Below are 19,192 nucleotides of genomic sequence, written 5' to 3'. Positions count from 1 at the left end.
AGCAAAGACAGGTCGGCGCGCCCCTCGCGCGCCATCTGTTCCTTCAACCGACAAGCGAGCCAACGCCATGTGCCTGCTCTGCGACGATGAAGCGGCCTACAAGGCCTATATGGACTATCTCGACGCGATGGAGCGGCAGGGTAAGGCCGCCGATCCGGACAAGACCGTCAACGAGATCCTCGACCAGCTCGAGGCGGCCAATGCCAACAAGCCCAAGCCGGCGAACAACAAGTTCTTCGCCGACGATGCCGCCGACGACAAGACGCTCTCCCCATTCTTCTGCAGCCCGATCAACAAATGACCGATTTGACTTCGATGACGCTCGCCGAGGCTCGCAAGGGTCTCGACAGCAGGACCTTCACGTCGCTCGAGCTGACCGACGCCCATCTCAAGGCGATGGAAGATGCGCGGGCGCTGAATGCGTTTGTGATGGAGACGCCGGACCAGGCGCGCGCGATGGCGCGCGACGCCGACGCGAAGATCAATAAGGGCGAGGGCGGTCCGCTGGCGGGTATTCCGCTCGGGATCAAGGACCTGTTCGCCACCAAGGACGTTCGCACCACGGCGTGCTCGAAGATCCTCGGCAATTTCGTACCGACCTACGAGTCGACCGTCACCTCGCAGCTGTGGCGCGACGGCGCGGTCATGCTCGGCAAGCTCAACAATGACGAGTTCGCGATGGGCTCGTCGAACGAGACCTCGTATTTCGGACCGGTCGGCAACCCCTGGCGCCGCGAGGGGTCGAACACCACGCTGGTGCCGGGCGGCTCGTCCGGCGGCTCGGCCTCGGCCGTGGCGGCGCTGCTCTGCATGGGCGCGACCGCGACCGACACCGGCGGCTCGATCCGCCAGCCCGCCGCGTTCACCGCCACCGTCGGCATCAAGCCGACCTATGGCCGCTGCTCGCGCTGGGGCATCGTCGCCTTCGCCTCGTCGCTCGACCAAGCCGGCCCGATCGCGCGCTCGACGCGCGATGCCGCGATCCTGCTGCGCTCGATGGCCGGACACGATCCGAAGGATACGACCTCGGTCGACATCCCCGTGCCGGACTACGAGGCCGCGATCGGCAAGTCGGTGAAGGGGATGAAGATCGGCATCCCCAAGGAGTATCGGCTCGACGGCATGCCGGCCGAGATCGAAAAGCTGTGGAGCGAGGGCGCGGCGTGGCTGAAGGCGGCCGGCGCCGAGCTGGTCGAGGTGTCGCTGCCGCACACCAAATATGCGCTGCCGGCGTATTACATCGTGGCGCCGGCCGAGGCGTCGTCGAACCTCGCGCGCTATGACGGCGTCCGCTACGGCCTGCGCGTGCCCGGCAAGTCGATCGGCGAGCTCTACGAGAACACCCGTGCCGAGGGTTTTGGGCCCGAGGTGCGGCGCCGCGTGATGATCGGCACCTATGTGCTGTCGGCCGGCTATTACGACGCCTATTACATCCGGGCGCAGCGGGTCCGCACCCTCATCAAGAAGGACTTCGAGGACTGCTTCGCCAAGGGCGTCAACGCGATCCTGACGCCGGCGACGCCGTCGGCCGCCTTCGGCATCGGCGAGAAGGGCGGCGCCGATCCGGTCGAGATGTATCTCAACGACATCTTCACGGTGACCGTGAACATGGCCGGTTTGCCGGGCATCGCGGTGCCCGCCGGCAAGGACGCGCAAGGCCTGCCGCTCGGCCTGCAGCTGATCGGCCGCCCGTTCGACGAGGAGACGTTGTTCTCGCTCGGCGAGGTCATCGAGCAGGCGGCGGGACGCTTCACGCCGGTCCGTTGGTGGTAGGCGTCGCCGACTTCAGGACGAGCCTCGCGGGCGATCAGCCCGCGACTGGGCTCACGCCCGTACTGACCGGCCTATGGTGGCTGGCGAAGGGCGACTGGGACCGAGCGCACAAGATCATTCAGGACGAGACCGGCCGCGACGCGGCCTGGGCGCACGCGCATCTGCATCGCGTCGAGGGCGACCTCGGCAATGCCGGCTACTGGTACCGCCAGGCCGGGCAGCCGGTGGCGACCGATGCGTTGGATATCGAATTCGAGCGGATCGTCTCCGCGCTGATGGGGAGTTGAGGGCCATGACGGCAACCAGCGGCAAGCTGATGAAGGGCGCCACCGGCGACTGGGAGGTCGTGATCGGCATGGAGATCCATGCCCAGGTCACCTCCAAGTCCAAACTGTTCTCGGGCGCCTCCACCGCCTTCGGCGGCGATCCCAATAGCCATGTGTCGCTGGTCGACGTCGCAATGCCGGGCATGCTGCCGGTCATCAACGAGGAGTGCGTGCGCCAGGCCGTGCGCACCGGGCTCGGGCTGAACGCCAAGATCAACCTGCGCTCGGTGTTCGACCGCAAGAACTATTTCTACCCCGACCTGCCGCAGGGCTACCAGATCAGCCAGTACAAGGACCCGATCGTCGGCGAGGGCGAGATCACGGTCGAACTCGACGGCGGCAAGACCGCCACCATCGGCATCGAGCGCCTGCACATCGAGCAGGATCCCGGCAAGATGCTGCACGACCAGTCGCCGTCGCTGTCCTATATCGACTACAACCGCTGCGGCGTGGCGCTGATGGAGATCGTCTCCAAGCCTCATATCCGCGATGCCGAGCAGGCCAAGGCCTACGTCACCAAGCTGCGCTCGATCATGCGCTATCTCGGCACCTGCGACGGCGACATGGAGAAGGGAAGCCTGCGCGCCGACGTCAACGTCTCCGTCCGTAAGCCGGGCGGGCCACTCGGCACCCGCTGCGAGATCAAGAACATCAACTCGATCAGCTTCATCGGCCAGGCGGTCGAGGCCGAGGCGCGGCGCCAGATCGAGATCATCGAGGACGGCGGCGTCATCGAGCAGGAAACCCGCCGCTTCGATCCCGACAAGGGCGAGACCCGCTCGATGCGCTCCAAGGAGGAGGCGCATGATTACCGTTACTTCCCCGACCCGGATCTGCTGCCGCTCGAGTTCTCGCAGTCCTTCGTCGACGAGCTGAAGGCTGCCTTGCCGGAGCTGCCCGACCAGAAAAAGGCGCGCTTCATCGCCGATCTCGGCCTGTCGCCCTACGATGCCTCCGTGCTGGTCGCCGAGCGCGAGAGCGCCGCCTTCTATGAAGGCGTGCTGGAGACGCTGTCCGACCGGGCGCGCGACGGCAAGCTCGCCGCCAACTGGGTGATCAACGAGCTGTTCGGACGTCTCAACAAGGAAGGCCGCGACATCTCGTCCTCTCCGGTATCGGCGTCTCAGCTCGCGTCCATCGTCGCGCTGATCGGCGAGGGCACGATCTCCGGCAAGATCGCCAAGGACCTGTTCGAGATCGTCTGGAGCGAGGGCGGCGATCCGCGCGAGCTGGTCGAGAGCCGCGGCATGAAGCAGGTTACCGACCTCGGCGCGATCGAGAAGGTGGTCGACGAGATCATCGCCGCCAACCCGGACAAGGTCGCGCAGGCCAAGGCGAAGCCGCAGCTCGCCGGCTGGTTCGTCGGCCAGGTGATGAAGTCGTCGGGCGGCAAGGCCAACCCGCAGGCGGTCAACGATCTCCTGAAGAGCAAGCTCGGCATCTGAAACGACGATCGCTGTTCTTCGTTCCGGCGGCGCGCACCAAGGTGCGCGCCGTTTTCGTTTGGGCTCGCGTCCAGCGAATCGCCGCACGCGATTCGCAAAAAAGCCACCGTTCGCGAGCGATCGAACGCGCACGACGGTGTGTACGATGAAAATTTTTTCGTTGCCAAAATTTACGACTCGGAGTCCGCGCGCGGCTCTTCTGACGTGAGTCTACGCGGCGTAATGGAGTTGTCGCCGCTGCCGCTCTGTCTTGCAGCAATTCAGGAAATCCTTGCAGCGTAGGCTTTTCTTGCGATCGCTATTAGTAGCAAGCTCGGCGTTGCGCCGACGCGGAAACGCATTTCCGATGTCGGCCGTCGTGCTGCTTCGCGCGTTTCGCCAGCCGTACACGCGCGCGCGTGTCAACACTTCCTTAAGCCGGAAGCTGTTTTTTTTCACTCGTTGGTGTATCGATATGGAGTGCATCTCGATTCCCGAGTGCACGCATCGACTAAGCCAACTCACATCGGAGGGCAACATGGCCAAGAAAGCGAAGAAGGCGAAGAAGGCAGTGAAGAAGGTCGCGAAGACCGCGGCGAAGAAGACTGCCAAGAAGACCAAGAAGGTCGCCAAGAAGAAGTAACTCTCGCAGTCCGCTGCGAGATGAGTCCGGCAGCTTGAAGCCGGCACGTCATTGGAACGAAGGCACGCGCAGCTCGTTCAGAGCCGGCGGATCATCTTAGGCTCCAATCGACGATAGAGGGTGTCGGCGAGACATCAGGTCAACGGTCGGATCGAACTCCAAGGCAGCTTCGCTGCTGCGGGACGGTCCGGTAGAAGAAACAGGATTTCTTCGTTCGGTGCAGATCGCGCTTTCGGTCTGCAATCTCACGAGCGGCTAACAGCCAGAGTGAGATCTGATCCTGACGTGTTCGCCGACGCCCTCGATCCCCGGCACCGCGCCGATGGCGGCGGGCCCGGCATCCTTTCCATTTTTTGAATCTCGATTGCTTATGCGGTGCGGCGCCGCAACGGTCGCTGCCGTCTCTTATCTGTTGTCTCTGATGTGCCGGCGCAGATGACGGCTGAAGTCGGACAGGCCTGTGGTTCTGCTGGCGATGCCGGAGCATCATCTGAACGCGCCCGAGGCAGCGTTCTCCCATGAGAGGCTCGACGTGCGTCGCCGCGGAGCCTTGTCCCTGAACAGCTCGACGAGCTTCGTGCTTCGAAGGGCGGCGGCAGGCACGTGCCTCCTGCACGGTGCAGCCCTCGGCGATTGCCTTTAATCAACTCCCGCATCGCGACGCTCTCGCGCGCGATCTCGACCCATGGATTACTCGCCGGAGCGATCGCATCCCGGGCATCCGTGCCGGCGGTTGCAGCGGCCGACCCATCGCGTTTTGCGGATGGTTAGAGGATTGCCAAACAGAACGGTAAACCGCTGTTTGCCGCTTTTGAGAATCGCATGTGAATCAATCGCTTGCGGTCAGGCCCGGACAATCGCGGGTTTCGTGTTCAAGCTTCTTTCAGCAAGATGTTTAAACTGCCCTTCAAACTTGATCGGTCATCCTTCGCGCATAAGCCGTCAAACGACATGGGGACTAACCAGGCGTTGAACAGTTGGACGGGGGCCGCGCTCCAGGGGAGCCGCCTCCTTGAATGAAGGAGAGCGACGATGTTTCAGGGACAACTCAATTTCGTTGATGTGACCACCGCCGAGCAGGGCGCCAATGGCGACGTGCTGTTCGAGCTCGGCATGCTCTATGCGAGCGGCCGCGACGGCGTGGTCGATCTGATCTCCGCGCATAAATGGTTCAATCTTGCTGCGCTCAAGGGCCGCGTCGATGCGGTCGCGATGCGTCGCGAGGTCGCCGAGCAGATGTCGGAGGCCGAGATCGCTGCCGCGCAGCGCGAGGCCCGCGCCTGGATGACCGCGCGCTGATGATGGTGTGCTGGGGCTCTCCGGCCTCGCGCCTCGTCATGAGGTGAATGCGAGGTCGGCCGCCGGCGGCTGGGGCCGCCTGACACCTCCGTCGCATCGCGACGGTCTCGGATCCTTGCTTCATCCTCCGGGGGCAAGCCTCGTCCTCCGCCCACAAATCTCCTATCTGTCGTCGCATGCGACGATCGAAGCAGGATGACGGCATGGAGCAGGCGCAGCAGCGACAGGCGAAACGGCAAGAGCTGATCGACTGCCACGACTGCGGGAACGGCGTGTCGTTCAGCGCGCTGGCGTGTCCGCATTGCGGCTCGACGGAGCCGGCCGGGCCTGCCGTGCAGAGCCGGCGCGAGTTGCAGCGACTGCGGATCGAGGCGAGCAACGACCGGCGGCTCGTCGTGGTGACCGCGCTTTGCGCGGGTCTCGGCCTTCTCTATGGCGCGGTGATGGGAGCAGGGGGCACGGCCTCGTTATGGGCCGCGTTTTTCTATGGCTTCGTCGGTGCCGTGATCGGCGTGCCCGCCGCCTTCGTGATCAACATCAGTCGCAGCCTGTTCGATTGACGCGCCCGTTGCCTCATTCGTCGGGTGGCGGATGAAGTGCGGCTCCGACGGAAGCTTCAGCCGGTGTTCGAATGAACGTCGCGGCCGGTCGCATGTCCTCGCAGCAAGGATGTCGTCGCAGCCAAGGATGAGGACTGATTGCAGACTGGCCACAATTGCAGGCTGGCGGAGAGGGAGGGATTCGAACCCTCGATACAGCTTGAGACCGTATGACGCTTTAGCAAAGCGTTGCCTTCAGCCACTCGGCCACCTCTCCGGCTGGCGTCGGTATGCCCCACGGCGCGCTGAGCCGCAAGCGGCAGATTGCGCGCCGATCTCAAATCCTCACAGGATCGCGTGCTCCGCTCCTGCTCTTTTGAGCCCGACAGGTCGCCACAGAGCACCTCTCCTGATTGGAGCGCGGCTCCTGTTCAGGGTGTTGTTTGTCAAATTTGATCTCATAAGTTGCCGACATGCAGGTCTGAGGCGGATCAGCAACAGCTCCGCGGCTCGGCGGCGATTCCTGTCGGCTGCCGCCGAGATTCGAGGGTCGGGACGCCCGAGTTGCGCCCGGTTCTTGCCGGGCGAGTGTGTCCCGGCTTAAGCACCCAAGATTGCGTTGTTGCAAAACCTGAAAAGAAACAGGGGCTTAAGCGATCCCGCAGAACCACGGTTTCGTGCCTTTTGTGCAACACCGCTCCGAAAAGGCGCCCGCCGGCCGCCGCAATGATGGTTCCTTTGTTGCGTGTGCAAAGTCCTTCGGTAATTCTCCCAGCACGACGAAGGGGGGCATCCCGACGTCGTCCCGTTTAGGTCGTTCGCTCAAGTCCCTCGCGTTCATGCGGGTGTGTCCGATAGCGCGAAGCGGCTGAGCGACGGGTCGAAGGGGGACAAGGGCCAAACCTCGAGGGTGTCTCACACCCAGCGGACGCGGAACCTTCCCTGACTGAGCAACTTGGAGGTTTAACACTATGAACACGATCAAGAGCCTCGTCCTGGGCTCGGCGGCAGTTCTCGTCGCCATGTCTGGGGCCCAGGCAGCTGACCTTCCGATCAAGGCCAAGGCGGTCGAGTACGTGAAGGTCTGCTCGCTGTACGGCGCCGGCTTCTACTACATCCCGGGCACCGACACCTGCATCAAGCTGGGCGGCTATCTCCGTGCGGAGACCTCGTTCGCCAGCAACGGGCAGTACAACAACGCTGTGACGGCTCCCTCGGGCCTCAACAACCGCTACAGCAACTACTTCTACACCCGCGCGCGCCAGGACCTGAACATCGACACGCGCACCGCGACCGAGTACGGCGTGGTCCGCACCTTCGCTGACCTCACCTTCACCTGGACCTCCGGCAACTTCGCCGGCACGGGCAACGGCGGCACCTTCTACAGCACCGGCGCTGCCAACACCGCTGGCCTGACCTCGGTCAACGGCCTGAGCAACGACGGCATCGCCGGCGGTTCGCTCGGTGTGTACTACGCCTTCATCCAGTTCGCCGGCTTCACCATGGGTAAGGCCGTGTCGCAGTTCGACGCGCCCTGGACCAACTACCCGGGCAACAACTTCGACGGTCTGTGGGGCGGCGGCGGCACCGTCACCGGTGTCAACCAGTTCACCTACACCGCTGACTTCGGCTCCGGCATCACGGCTGCGATCTCGGCTCAGGAGCAGGCGGCGTACTACCAGACCAACATCTGGAACACGTCGGGTGCTCTGCAGTCGGCTTCCGGCGTTCTCGGCGGCGCTTACGGCACCAACTCGATCGGCGGCACGGTTGCTCCGGATATCGTCGGTATGGTCCGCGTCGACCAGGCTTGGGGTCTGTTCCAGGCGTCGTTCGCGGCGCATGACAACCACGCTGGCTACTACGGCGTGGCCGAGACCTCCGGTCATCCGTCGGACAAGTGGGGCTGGGCTGGTCAGCTGGCTCTGTCGATCAAGAACATCCCGACCGGACCTGGCGACACGATCAACATCCAGGGCGTCTACACCAACGGTGCGACGCGCTACAACGCTCAGAGCCTCGCTCCGACCACCTACCAGATCTTCGGTAGCTCCAACAACGGCGCCTACCAGAGCGTCGCTTTCGCCGGTGCGTCTGACTCGGTCTACGGTGTCGGCACCGCTCAGGAGCTGACCACCAGCTACGGTTTCCGTGGTGCGTTCACGCACAACTGGAACCCGGCCTGGAACACCGCGATCTACGGTTCGTGGGCTGCTCTGCGCTACAACGGCAACGCCAAGGCTCTGATCTGCTCGGGCGCCGGTGTGGCTGGTCTCGGCATCACTGCCGCGAACTGCAACCCGGACTTCAACATCTCCTCGCTGGGCTTGATCACCCGCTGGACCCCGGTCAAGAACCTGACCTTCTCGGCTGACGTGGCCTGGACCAACCTGGACCAGAAGTACACGGGCAACGCCACGCTGGCTGCTGCAAGCGGTTCGTCGGCCAAGCCGGCTGCCGTGTATCAGCTGAAGGACCAGAACTCGGTCTCGCTGCTGCTGCGCGCTCAGCGCAACTTCTGATCCTGATCACCTGATCTCGATCACGACCCCCGGCAGGCAACTGCCGGGGGTTTTTGTTTGAGTAACTGGCTTTCGCGCGTGAACCGGCGCTTCTTCGCGTCAGGTGAGGGCCTCATGGGCCGCGCTGCAACGTGTCCTGCCGGTGGGTCAGGAGACGGTATGGCCTTCACGAAGCGTCATCATCGCCGGCGTCCGGTGCCAGTCATCAACTGCCGTCGGCCATCGCGTGCCCTTGAGGCAGCTGAGGGCAACCGGCGTATCGTGAGCTGGCGATCTGATGAGATGCGCCACGGTGGCATGATCCGATGAGATGAGACGAGGCGCCATTCGCGTGTCATTCTCTCCAGATGTCTTTGTTTTTCAATGCCTTGTCAGAATGTTGGAGATTTCGCAGAAAAGGTGTTGAAAATAGATGAGTTGATAAGATAATTTTTCAGCGCTGCCGATGAAGTTGGGTCCCTAGGTTCCAACTGATCCGATCGGATTGATCTGAAGTTAGACCTCCGAAGCCTCCGGCGATGCCCCGCTGGAGGTTTCTTCGTTTCGGCCCCTGCGGATGCTGATCCGCCAGCTCCCGGCCGCGCGACGTGAGTCCGCCAAAGGGACCGTAGGTCCGGCGGCGCAGAACGTCCTGCCACGAACCCGCGGCAATTCCATTGGTCGAAAAACTTACTCGCCCCGGCTTGACCGGGCATTTCCGCGTCGTCACAGTCTGACAAAGAGATGACGGAGCCTGACACCGTCACGCGAGTGAGGAATCGGTCCAAGATGAGTTTGGAAAGCTCTCTGGGAGTGTTGCGTCCCTGGTCGGAGCAGGACGATCAGGCAGAGGCGATCAGGAGGATGCTCGAAACGCGGCCGGAAGGCTGCGCAGAGCTGGCTGAAATCCTGGCGACCGCCCGGCGGATCGATCCGAGCGACGATGAGTCCTGGTATCGCGAGTGGATGCAGTGCGCCGACGCACTAGGCGCTGCCGCCCGTGATGCCGTGCGCAATGGCCGGCCCGAGCTGGCCATCCGGAAATGGTCCGGCGCCGTCCATTGCTATGAGGCTGCGGCCTGTCCCTTCAGTGGCTCGCAACCCCGGCAGGCAGTCGTCCTGTCGCGCATGCGCGACTGTGCCCGCGAATTCCTCCGCTGTGCTGATCCGCAAGGTGAGGTTGTCACGATTCCCTGGCGTGCCGACTATCAGCTCGAAGCCTATTTTCTGCCCGCCCGCGGTGAGCGGGGCGGGGCGCCCACCGTCATCTGCATCGGCGAACCCGGTCGTCGGAAGGAGCCCTCGCTGTTCAAGCTCGCGGCTCATGCGGAGCGGCACGGCCTGGCGTTGCTCGTCGTCGACCTCCTGGGAAGTGGTCCGGACTGTCGTTTCGAGGAGATCGTCGGAAGCCGAGATCTCGAATCGGCCATCGCAAGCGTCACCGACTATGTGACCGGGCGCGATGATGTGGACGAGGACCGGATTGCGATCCTTGCCGACGATTGGAGCTCATCCTTCGTCGCGCGGGGCATCGCCCTCGACCCGCGTTATGCGGCGGCAGTCTGCGATGCCGGGCTGTGGGACATCCATGAACGCGTCTTCCTGTCGCGTCGTCAGGCTGCCCGGGAGCGGGGCAGAGTGCCGATCGCAAGCGATGGTCTGGCCGCCCGGCAAATCATGTGTCCGTTGCTGGTGAATGTGCCGGAGCGCGGCTGGCTGCGGGCCGACATCGCGACCCGGCTGGTCGCGCAGATCAAGCGCGAGCATCCCGACATCACGCTGAAGATCGTCTCGAGCCAGTGCGCAGATTCGCGCGACGCGGACGTCTTCGTGTTCGACTGGATCGCAAATCGTCTGGCGAGCCCGCCCCAATCGTCCGGCTAGATCCGTGCCCGCCCGCGCTGTGGCGTGGGAGGCAGCAGGCCGTGCCGTCGATCGGCGTCAGAGGCCGACCGACAGCCTCGTGCTGGCTTTTTCGAACCGGTCCTTGAGGCCCGAAAGCTTGTCGGTGAAGGTCGCGAGCTCGCGCGTGTCGAACTCCTCGAAGATGAAGGCGAAGACCTGCGCCTGCTGAGTCTCGAGCTCGGCGAACTGCTCCGAGGTCTTGGCCGTCAAGGACATCAGCACGACGCGGGCGTCGTTGGGCGCCGGCTTGCGCTCCATGAAGCCCTTCTTCTCGAGCAACTTCGACTGGGTCGTGACGAAGGAGGGGTCGACGTGGAGCCGCTTGGCCGCCGCATTGACGGCGACGCCTTCGCCCCGGTCCAGCTCGGAGATCGCCATCAGGATCATCCATTGCGGACCGCTGATTCCGATTCTCTTGGCCCAGAAGTAGCGCAGCTCCTCCAGATGGACGTTGATCGTCGAGATCTCCCGGGCGAAGCGAATGATGGCGTCGCGATTCTTCGGCAGATCTATCGTCGTCTGCGACTGCGCGTCCGTTTCCACAGGTGCGGCAGAGGTATTCTTCAAGGGCGCCATTGCTCAGCAGTTCCAATCCGAGGCGAGACCCTAAAGAAAAAAAATCCGCAGCAAAATCACTTATCTAGGAGGTAGTCCGCAGACCCCCTTGCGTCGCACAATAGCCTGCCTTGGTGTTGCCCTGAGGACACATTTCGGCTTCATTCAATTACCTGACTGCATAAACTATTTTGCTTACCGAATGAGCGAAGGCATAGTTCCTAACGACGGTGGGGGGTTACTCGATCGTCCCGTTACAGGTGGTTCGCTTAAGTCCCTCGCGTGACGCGGGTGTGTCCGAGAGCGCGAAGCGGCTGAAGCGGTTTTTCGGGAGCGGAGGAAGCGGATCGTCCTGGGGGATCTAGATCCGGTTCTTTCTCAAAAGAGCAACTTGGAGGTTTAAATGAAGACGGTTAAGAGCCTTGTCCTCGGCTCGGCGGCAGTGCTGCTCGCCATGTCCGCGGCTCAGGCGGCCGACCTTCCGATCAAGGCCAAAGCGGTCGAATATGTGAAGGTTTGCTCCCTGTATGGTGCGGGCTTCTACTACATCCCCGGCACCGACACCTGCATCAAGCTGGGCGGCTATCTCCGTGCGGAGACGGCGGTTATGGCGAACGGTTCGTTCAACAACGCGGTCACGGCTCCGTCGGGCCTGAACAACCGCTACAGCCCGTACTTCTACACCCGCGCGCGTCAGGACCTGAACATCGACACGCGCACCGCGACCGAGTACGGCGTGGTCCGCACCTTCGCTGACCTGACCTTCACCTGGACCTCCGGCAACTACGCCGGCACGGGCAACGGCGGCACCTTCTACAGCACCGGCGCTGCCAACACCGCTGGCCTGACCTCGGTCAACGGCCTGAGCAACGACGGCATCGCCGGCGGTTCGCTCGGTGTGTACTACGCCTTCATCCAGTTCGCCGGCTTCACCATGGGTAAGGCCGTGTCGCAGTTCGATACGCCCTGGACCAACTACCCGGGCAACAACTTCGACGGTCTGTGGGGCGGCGGCGGCACCGTCACCGGTGTCAACCAGTTCAGCTACACCGCTGACTTCGGCTCCGGCATCACGGCCACGATCTCGGCTCAGGAGCAGGCGGCGTACTACCAGACCAACATCTGGAACACCTCGGGTGCTCTGCAGTCGGCGGCTGGCGTGTTCGGTGGCGCCTACGGCACCAACTCGATCGGCGGCACGGTTGCTCCGGATATCGTCGGCATGGTCCGCGTCGACCAGGCTTGGGGTCTGTTCCAGGCGTCGTTCGCGGCGCATGACAACCACGCTGGCTACTACGGCGTGGCCGAGACCTCCGGTCATCCGTCGGACAAGTGGGGCTGGGCTGGTCAGCTGGCTCTGTCGATCAAGAACATCCCGACCGGACCTGGCGACACGATCAACATCCAGGGCGTCTACACCAACGGTGCGACGCGCTACAACGCGCAGAGCCTCGTTCCGACCACCTACCAGCTGTTCGGCAGCTCGGGTAACGGCGCTTATCAGAGCGTCGGCTTCGCTGGCGTGTCCGACTCGGTGTACGGCGTCGGCACCGCTCAGGAGCTGACCACCTCCTACGGTTTCCGTGGTGGCTTCACCCACAACTGGAACCCGGCCTGGAACACCGCGATCTACGGTTCGTGGGCTGCTCTGCGCTACAACGGCAACGCCAAGGCCTTGATCTGCGGCGGCGCTGGTGTGGCTGGTCTCGGCATCACTGCCGCGAACTGCAACCCGGACTTCAACATCTCCTCGCTGGGCTTGATCACCCGCTGGACCCCGGTCAAGAACCTGACCTTCTCGGCTGACGTGGCCTGGACCAACCTGGACCAGAAGTTCACGGGCAACGCCGTTCTCCCGGCCGCCAGCGGCGCGACCGCGAAGCCGGCTGCCGTGTACGAGCTGAAGGACCAGAACTCGGTCTCGCTGCTCCTGCGCGCCCAGCGCAACTTCTGATCCTGATCATCTGATCTCGATCACGCCCCCCGGCAGGCAACTGCCGGGGGTTTTTCTTTGACCGATGCTGCAGAGCTGCGCATCGCCTTCGGCGAGGGAATCCTGCCAAGGCACGCGCCCGATTCATCCGATCGCAAGCGCCGGATAATCCCGCGCCGTGCGGATCGCCGATGGGGTGAAAGGACCGGCGCTGCCCGTGCGCGGCAGTGGGCCGAATGAAGGACTCGCAGCGTCCATGGCGCGCCGAGCAAATTCGTCCTCTTTGCGGCCGCCGCAGCATTCCTGTCACGTCGACGGCATCAGCGCGGCGGTGATCCGCAATTCGGGCGTGCGGATGGCGTGCGTTCGGCGCCGGCTTGCCGTGCCCGGACTTCGCCACAGCTGCGTTTCGCGGCGTCACGAGAATGGTCCGATAAAACACCAAATTCGCCGCGCGATCGTTCCGACTGCAACGCTATGCGCGGGCACGGTGTGAGCCGGCTGGAAATGCGGTGACTCGTAGAGCAGGGGCGATGGACCCTGCTTCGCGACCGGTACGACGTGAGCAATTTGGAGGTTAGTATGAAGACTGTGAGGGGCCTTGTTCTGGGCTCAGCGGCGACGTGGCTCGCCATGAGTGGGGCTCAAGCGGCCGACCTTCCGATCAAGGCCAAGCCGGTCGAGTATGTGAGGGTCTGCTCGATGTACGGCGCGGGATTCTTCTATATCCCGGGCACGGACACCTGCATCAAGCTGGGCGGCTATCTGCGCGCCGAGGTCGGCTTCGGTACCAATACGATCTTCCAGAACGCCGTGAACGGGGTCGCGGGCGCGCGGAATCGCTACAGCAACTACTACACGACGCGGTCGCGCGCCGACCTGAACATCGACACCCGGACGTCGACCGAATACGGCGTGGTTCGGACGTTCTTTGACGCGGTGTTCCAGTGGACGTCCGGCACCTATGCGGGGGCTGGAAACGGCGGCACTTTCTATAACACCGGCGCGGCCAACACCGCCGGGCTGACCAACGTGAACGCCTTGTCCAACGACGGCATTGGCGGCGGTACGCTTGGCGTGTTCTACGCCTTCATCCAGTTTGCCGGCTTCACGATGGGTAAGGCGGTGTCGCAGTTCGACGCCCCCTGGAGCAACTATCCCGGCAACAATTTCGACGGCCTCACCGGCGGCGGCGGTTCGATCACCGGCGTCAATCAGCTGACCTACACCGCCGACTTCGGATCCGGCATCACGGCCGCGATCTCCGCGCAGGAATCGGCGTTGTACGGACAGTCGAACATGTACAACACGTCGCTGCAGACCGCGGCGGGCGTGATCGGCGGCGCCTACGGTGCCAACTCGTTCGGTGGCCAGGTGGCGCCGGATATCGTCGGCATGGTGCGCGTCGATCAGGCTTGGGGTCTATTCCAGGCTTCGTTCGCCGCTCATGACAATCATGCCGGCTTCTTCGGGCCTGGTCTCGAGACCAACGGCCACCCTGCCGACAAGTGGGGCTATGCCGGTCAGCTCGCGCTGTCGATCAAGAACATCCCGACAGGCGTGGGCGACACGTTGAACGTGCAGGGCGTCTACACCAACGGCGCCAGCCGATACAACTTCCAGAGCTTGGCGCCGATCAACTATGCGATGTACGGCGGCAGCAACATGGCCGGGGCGTTTCAGAGCCTGGGCTTTGCCGGCGTCACTGATTCGGTCTTCGCCAACGGCACCCAGCAGCAGCTGACGACGACCTACGGCTTCCGCGGCGCCTTCACCCACAATTGGGATCCGGCGTGGAACACGGCGCTCTACGGCTCCTGGAGCGCCGTTCGCTACAATGCAACCGCCAAGGGATTGATCTGCAACGGTGCGGGCATGATCGCTCTCGGCATCGTCGGCGCGAACTGCAACCCGGACTTCAACGTCTCGACCCTGGGTGTGATCACGCGCTGGACGCCGGTCAAGAATCTGACCTTCTCGGCCGACGTCGCCTGGACCCGGCTGGACCAGAAGTTTGCTGGCGTTGCGAATGCGCCGGCGGCGGCAGCCATCGCCAAGCCGGCGACGACCTATCAGCTGAAGGACCAGGATTCGGTCTCGCTGCTGCTCCGCGCTCAGCGCAACTGGTAACGAGAGGCGAGTAGGGAACAGGGAGTAGCGAAGAGTGGGTTGACCGGCGAATCGCGGTCAGTTTCGCTACTCGCTACTCGCTACTCGCTACTCGCTACTCGCTACTCGCTACTCGCTACTCGCTACTCGCTACTCGCTACTCGATCACCGCGCCGCGGCGCAGATCGGCCTCGATCTGCAGCCGCGAGCCGCCGCCGAAGCGGGCGCGATAGACCTGCAGATTCTCCATCACCCGCTGCACGTAGTTGCGGGTCTCCGCGAACGGGATCAGCTCCACCCAGTCGACGGCGTCGACCTTGGGATCGCGCGGATCGCCATAGCGCTCAATCCATTTTCTCACGCTGCCGCGGCCGGCATTATAGGCCGCGAACGTCATGATGTACGAGCCGCGATAGTCCTCGAGCAGGCCGCCGAGCTCGGCTGCGCCAAGCTGGGCGTTGTAGACGGGGTCGGTCTTCATCCGGTTCAGGTCGAAGCTGACGCCTGCGCGTTTGCAGACATAGCGGCCCGCATCGGGGGTCACCTGCATCAAGCCATAGGCTTGCGCCGGCGACACCACCGCCTGGTTGAAGGCGCTCTCCTGGCGCGCGATCGAGAAGATCACGCTCTGCTCGACCTCCGGGCCGATCGAGCGGAACGCCGGGATGCCGTTGACCGGATAGGCGTAATGATCGAACGGCAGCCCGCGATTGAGCGCGGCCTTGCCGACCAGCAGCGTCGCCCGAGCATCGCTGTTGCGGGCGGCGATTTCGGCCAGGCCCAGCAGCACGTCGGGATCGCCATTGTCGCCCATGTCGGAGAAGATCGGGATCGCGACCTCGCCCTCGTCGAGGTCGTAGAGCAGCTGCACCGCGCGGACCACTTCCAGCCGCTCGACACCGCGGCCGCGCCCGGCCGGCGCCGCATTGAGGCCGAGCTGCGGCAGGCCGAGCTTGGCGCGCGCCAGCTGACCGTAATAGCTCGTCGACTGCTCCGCCGCCGATGTGTAGGCCGCGCGAGCCTCCTGCATCCGGCCCATCGCTTCGGCTGCGCGCCCCTGCCAATAGCCCGCACGTGCCAGCGTGGTCGGATTGACGCTGCCGACGCCGATGCGCGCAAAGTGCTGGGCGGCCGTCGCCGGGTCCTTGAGGAATCGCAGCGCGATCCAGCCCGCGGTGAACTCCTGCTCGGTCTTGTAGATGTCGCGGTTGGGCAGCGCGGCGTCGCGGGCGATCAGATAGGCGCTGCGATACTCGCCGGTGTCGATCATCTTGCGCGCCAGCAGGCGGCGCTCGATCCACCATTCGTCGAGATTGTGCAGCCGGCCGGGATCCTTCGGCGCGCTCAGCATCAGCTGGGCGGCTTCCGTGAAGTTCTCGTCGCGCCTCAGCACCTGGATGCGGCTGAAGATAAAGCCGGCGTCGCCATGCAGCTCGCGCGGAACGGCGTCGAGCAGCGCCTGGCTGTTGGAGGCTTTGCGGTAGGTCGCGATCCGCGCCTTGGCCAGCGCGACGTGACCCGAGCCGAGCCGACGCGCCGCCCGCAGCGCCGCCTCGTGCTCGCTGCCATACAGCAGCGTGTCCATGCGCGCCTTGTGGTCGCCGCCGGAGAGCAGGGCGCCGAACTGGTCGAGGATGACGTTCTCGGTGTCCTCGGACATCGTGTCGTTGCGCCAGGCTTCGCGCACCAGACGCTCGGCATTGGCGCGATCGCCGCGGTTGAGCATCGCGCGGGCGAGCGCGAACCGGCCCTTGGCCGATAGCGGCGATTCGTTCTCGAACCAGGACCACACGACGGAATCGTCGCGCTTGTCGTCCCACAGCGCCGCTTCCAGCCGGCGGCGCAGGAAGCTCTGCGACGGCCAGCTCGGATTGGCGGTGATGAAGGCGCGGTAGCGCTCGACGGTGGCGTTGTTGTTGTCGCTGCGCAGGATGACCCATTCGGCAAGCTTGCGCGCGACCGGATCGGAGATCGCCTGCTCGACCTGGGTGGCGTCATCAGGCTTCCGCTTGCGCACCAGCTCGATCACGTTTTCGAGCGCATCCTTGTCGGATTGCGAGGTCGAAGACGTCACCGCGACCGCCGCAGGCATGATCGGCTTGCGGGAAGCGGGAATGGCCGCGTGCTGGCGCGGCGGCAGGCTCATCGTCGCAGCCGGCGTGATGTCCCGGGGAGCAACGCGAAGCGGCTCGCCCGCCGCTGCCTTGGCGCCACTCTTGATGTCGGCCTTCGTGTCCGCCTTTAGGTCCGCCTTGGCCTCGGCGCGGGCGTCCTGCTTGCTGCGGGACTCGGCTTCCTTGGGGGCGGTTGCCGGCATCGCGCTGCGCGCAATGGGCCGCGCTTTCGGCAGCGGAACCTTGTCTTTTGCAAGGGCGATGTCCACCAGAGCCCAGCCGAGCGTCAGGCTGGCGGCCAGGGACACCGAGAGAGACATCGACAGGGCGGTCGATCGCAATGCGGCGGCGCGGGCAAAAAAGGGCACGGCGTTCCTTTGCGGCGGGTGACTTCGATCCCTGACGACCTTGGTCTATCGAAAAGGTGAACAAATACTAAATGTACCGGGATCGGATTCAACCTGCGCCAACACCGCGGCGAAATCACGACCGAAGGGCGGCGCTGCGGCTCTGCAACGCAGATGGAACTGCCAGTTCGGCCCGAGTCCGGCCGGGACGGTACCTCGTGCTGCTTGCCGGCGCTGGCTCGAGCCGGGACCGATTCGGCCGGCGCGCGTGCCTGTTGAGAAGGCAGCCGGGATCAGGGCAGGCCTTCCGCCGGATGTCCAGACCCGGTATGAAGTGCGCTTCGCTCTGGGGCAACAAGCGTTTGGGAGGGAGTTTCATGGCGGCCAAGACGAATTTCCGAGGCTCTTTCACGGCCCTCGTGACCCCCTTCAAGAACGGCTCCGTGGACGAGGCGGCGTTCCGCAGCCTCGTGAACTGGCAGATCGATGAGGGCACCAACGGTCTCGTGCCGGTGGGCACGACCGGCGAGAGCCCGACCTTGAGCCATGACGAGCACAAGCGCGTGGTCGAGTGGTGCATCGCCGAGGCCAAGGGCAAGGTCCCGGTGGTGGCCGGCGCCGGCTCCAATTCGACCAAGGAGGCCGTCGAGCTGGCTCAGCACGCCGAGAAGGCCGGAGCGGATGCGGTTCTGGTGGTGACGCCGTACTACAACAAGCCGACGCAGGAAGGCCTGTATCAGCATTTCAAGGCGATCAACGACGCGATCGGCATTCCGATCATCATCTACAACATCCCGCCGCGCTCGGTGATCGACATGTCCGTCGATACGATGAAGCGGCTGTATGATCTGAAGAACATCGCCGGCGTGAAGGACGCGACCGCCAGCATGGTGCGGGTGTCGCAGCAACGCGCGGTGCTGGGCGAGGACTTCAACCAGCTGTCGGGCGAGGATGCGACCATCATCGGTTACATGGCCCATGGTGGCCATGGCTGCATCTCCGTCACCTCGAACGTCGCGCCGCGGCTGTGTGCCGAGTTCCACAAGGCCTGGCAGAAGGGCGATGTCGCGACCGCGCTGAAGATCCACGACAAGCTGATGCCACTGCACACCAATCTGTTCATCGAGTCCAATCCGGCGCCGGTGAAGTATGCGCTGTCGCTGCTCGGCAAGATCGAGGAGAAGCTGCGGCTGCCGATGGTGCCGGTGTCCGAGCCGACGCGGGTTGCCGTCCGCGATGCCATGGTTCACGCGGGTCTGATCAACTGAGTTCAGTCGTTTCTTGCAAGTCTGAGGGGGAGACAGACATGTTGAAGGAATTTCGTGAATTCGCGATGAAGGGCAACGTCGTCGACCTCGCGGTCGGCGTCATCATCGGCGCGGCCTTCGGCGCCATCGTCAACTCGCTGGTCGGTGACGTCATCATGCCGATCATCGGTGCGATCACCGGCGGCCTCGACTTCTCGAACTATTTCATTCCGCTCTCCAAGGCGGTCAACGCAACCAACCTGGCTGACGCCAAGAAGCAGGGCGCGGTTCTGGCCTATGGCAGCTTCCTGACGCTGACGCTGAACTTCTTCATCGTCGCCTTCGTGCTGTTCATGATCATCCGCGGCATGAACAAGCTGAAGCGCAAGCAGGAGGCGGCGCCCGCGGCCCCGGCGAAGCCCACCGCCGAGGTCGAGCTTCTGACCGAAATCAGGGATCTCCTGAAGAAAGCCTGAC

The 19,192-nt window shown here is 64.0% G+C and carries 14 protein-coding genes and 1 tRNA gene; 12 read left to right on the top strand and 3 right to left on the bottom strand.

Annotated elements, in window-relative coordinates; genetic code table 11:
• Window positions 1-67 precede the first annotated feature (67 nt).
• The 6 genes from BRAD285_RS18940 to BRAD285_RS36325 all read left to right on the top strand — a co-directional run bounded on the left by BRAD285_RS18940 (window position 68) and on the right by BRAD285_RS36325 (window position 6,025).
• Window positions 68-301, top strand: a complete 234-nt coding sequence (locus BRAD285_RS18940; RefSeq protein ID WP_006611214.1) for a hypothetical protein — start codon at window positions 68-70, stop codon at window positions 299-301.
• Window positions 298-1,773, top strand: coding sequence for an Asp-tRNA(Asn)/Glu-tRNA(Gln) amidotransferase subunit GatA (gene gatA / locus BRAD285_RS18935; RefSeq protein WP_006611213.1), 1,476 nt, complete (start codon window positions 298-300; stop codon window positions 1,771-1,773). Before BRAD285_RS18940 ends, gatA begins: the two co-directional genes overlap by 4 nt.
• Window positions 1,764-2,060 carry a hypothetical protein gene (locus BRAD285_RS18930; RefSeq protein WP_006611212.1) on the top strand — a complete coding sequence of 99 codons (297 nt, stop codon included), beginning with the start codon at window positions 1,764-1,766 and terminating at the stop codon, window positions 2,058-2,060. The genes gatA and BRAD285_RS18930 overlap by 10 nt, the downstream gene beginning before the upstream one ends.
• Before the next feature lie 5 nt (window positions 2,061-2,065).
• Window positions 2,066-3,544: an Asp-tRNA(Asn)/Glu-tRNA(Gln) amidotransferase subunit GatB gene (gatB, locus tag BRAD285_RS18925; protein WP_006611211.1), complete on the top strand. Its 1,479-nt coding sequence runs from the start codon at window positions 2,066-2,068 to the stop codon at window positions 3,542-3,544.
• Between the two features lie 1,654 nt (window positions 3,545-5,198).
• Window positions 5,199-5,465: a hypothetical protein gene (locus BRAD285_RS18920; RefSeq protein WP_006611209.1), complete on the top strand. Its 267-nt coding sequence runs from the start codon at window positions 5,199-5,201 to the stop codon at window positions 5,463-5,465.
• Between the two features lie 176 nt (window positions 5,466-5,641).
• Window positions 5,642-6,025 (top strand): hypothetical protein, encoded by a 384-nt coding sequence (locus tag BRAD285_RS36325; RefSeq protein ID WP_244422157.1) that lies wholly within the window; start codon window positions 5,642-5,644, stop codon window positions 6,023-6,025.
• A 163-nt stretch (window positions 6,026-6,188) separates the two neighbouring features.
• On the opposite strand, the gene BRAD285_RS18910 is transcribed toward BRAD285_RS36325, so the two are convergent.
• A tRNA-Ser gene (locus tag BRAD285_RS18910) sits at window positions 6,189-6,281 on the bottom strand.
• 694 nt (window positions 6,282-6,975) lie between these two features.
• Between BRAD285_RS18910 and BRAD285_RS18905 the strand changes: the two genes are divergently transcribed.
• Both BRAD285_RS18905 and BRAD285_RS18900 read left to right on the top strand, forming a co-directional pair.
• Window positions 6,976-8,526 (top strand): porin, encoded by a 1,551-nt coding sequence (locus BRAD285_RS18905; RefSeq protein WP_087877660.1) that lies wholly within the window; start codon window positions 6,976-6,978, stop codon window positions 8,524-8,526.
• Between the two features lie 768 nt (window positions 8,527-9,294).
• A complete protein-coding gene (locus BRAD285_RS18900; RefSeq protein ID WP_063828198.1) occupies window positions 9,295-10,389 on the top strand; it encodes a S9 family peptidase in 1,095 nt (364 codons plus the stop codon).
• 57 nt (window positions 10,390-10,446) lie between these two features.
• Here BRAD285_RS18900 and BRAD285_RS18895 read toward each other — a convergent pair whose 3' ends face one another.
• A complete protein-coding gene (locus BRAD285_RS18895; protein ID WP_006612293.1) occupies window positions 10,447-10,986 on the bottom strand; it encodes a MarR family winged helix-turn-helix transcriptional regulator in 540 nt (179 codons plus the stop codon).
• A 382-nt stretch (window positions 10,987-11,368) separates the two neighbouring features.
• Here BRAD285_RS18895 and BRAD285_RS18890 point away from each other — a divergent pair, with 382 nt between their 5' ends.
• Complete coding sequence (locus tag BRAD285_RS18890) at window positions 11,369-12,919, top strand: porin (protein WP_087877659.1); 1,551 nt, start codon at window positions 11,369-11,371, stop codon at window positions 12,917-12,919.
• A 561-nt stretch (window positions 12,920-13,480) separates the two neighbouring features.
• Window positions 13,481-15,028, top strand: coding sequence for a porin (locus BRAD285_RS18885; RefSeq protein WP_035646964.1), 1,548 nt, complete (start codon window positions 13,481-13,483; stop codon window positions 15,026-15,028).
• Between the two features lie 136 nt (window positions 15,029-15,164).
• Here the strand turns inward: BRAD285_RS18885 and BRAD285_RS18880 are convergent, their stop codons facing one another.
• Window positions 15,165-17,441 (bottom strand): lytic transglycosylase domain-containing protein, encoded by a 2,277-nt coding sequence (locus BRAD285_RS18880; RefSeq protein ID WP_050886904.1) that lies wholly within the window; start codon window positions 17,439-17,441, stop codon window positions 15,165-15,167.
• Window positions 17,442-17,845: 404 nt separating this feature from the next.
• Between BRAD285_RS18880 and dapA the strand changes: the two genes are divergently transcribed.
• Both dapA and mscL read left to right on the top strand, forming a co-directional pair.
• Complete coding sequence (gene dapA, locus BRAD285_RS18875) at window positions 17,846-18,736, top strand: 4-hydroxy-tetrahydrodipicolinate synthase (protein WP_006612722.1); 891 nt, start codon at window positions 17,846-17,848, stop codon at window positions 18,734-18,736.
• Window positions 18,737-18,774: 38 nt separating this feature from the next.
• A complete protein-coding gene (gene mscL, locus BRAD285_RS18870; RefSeq protein ID WP_006612723.1) occupies window positions 18,775-19,191 on the top strand; it encodes a large conductance mechanosensitive channel protein MscL in 417 nt (138 codons plus the stop codon).
• Window position 19,192: the final 1 nt, after the last annotated feature.

Origin of the sequence: Bradyrhizobium sp. ORS 285 (assembly GCF_900176205.1) — a bacterium.
Taxonomy (GTDB): Bacteria; Pseudomonadota; Alphaproteobacteria; order Rhizobiales; family Xanthobacteraceae; genus Bradyrhizobium.
This window is presented reverse-complemented; position numbering and strand designations above follow the sequence as displayed.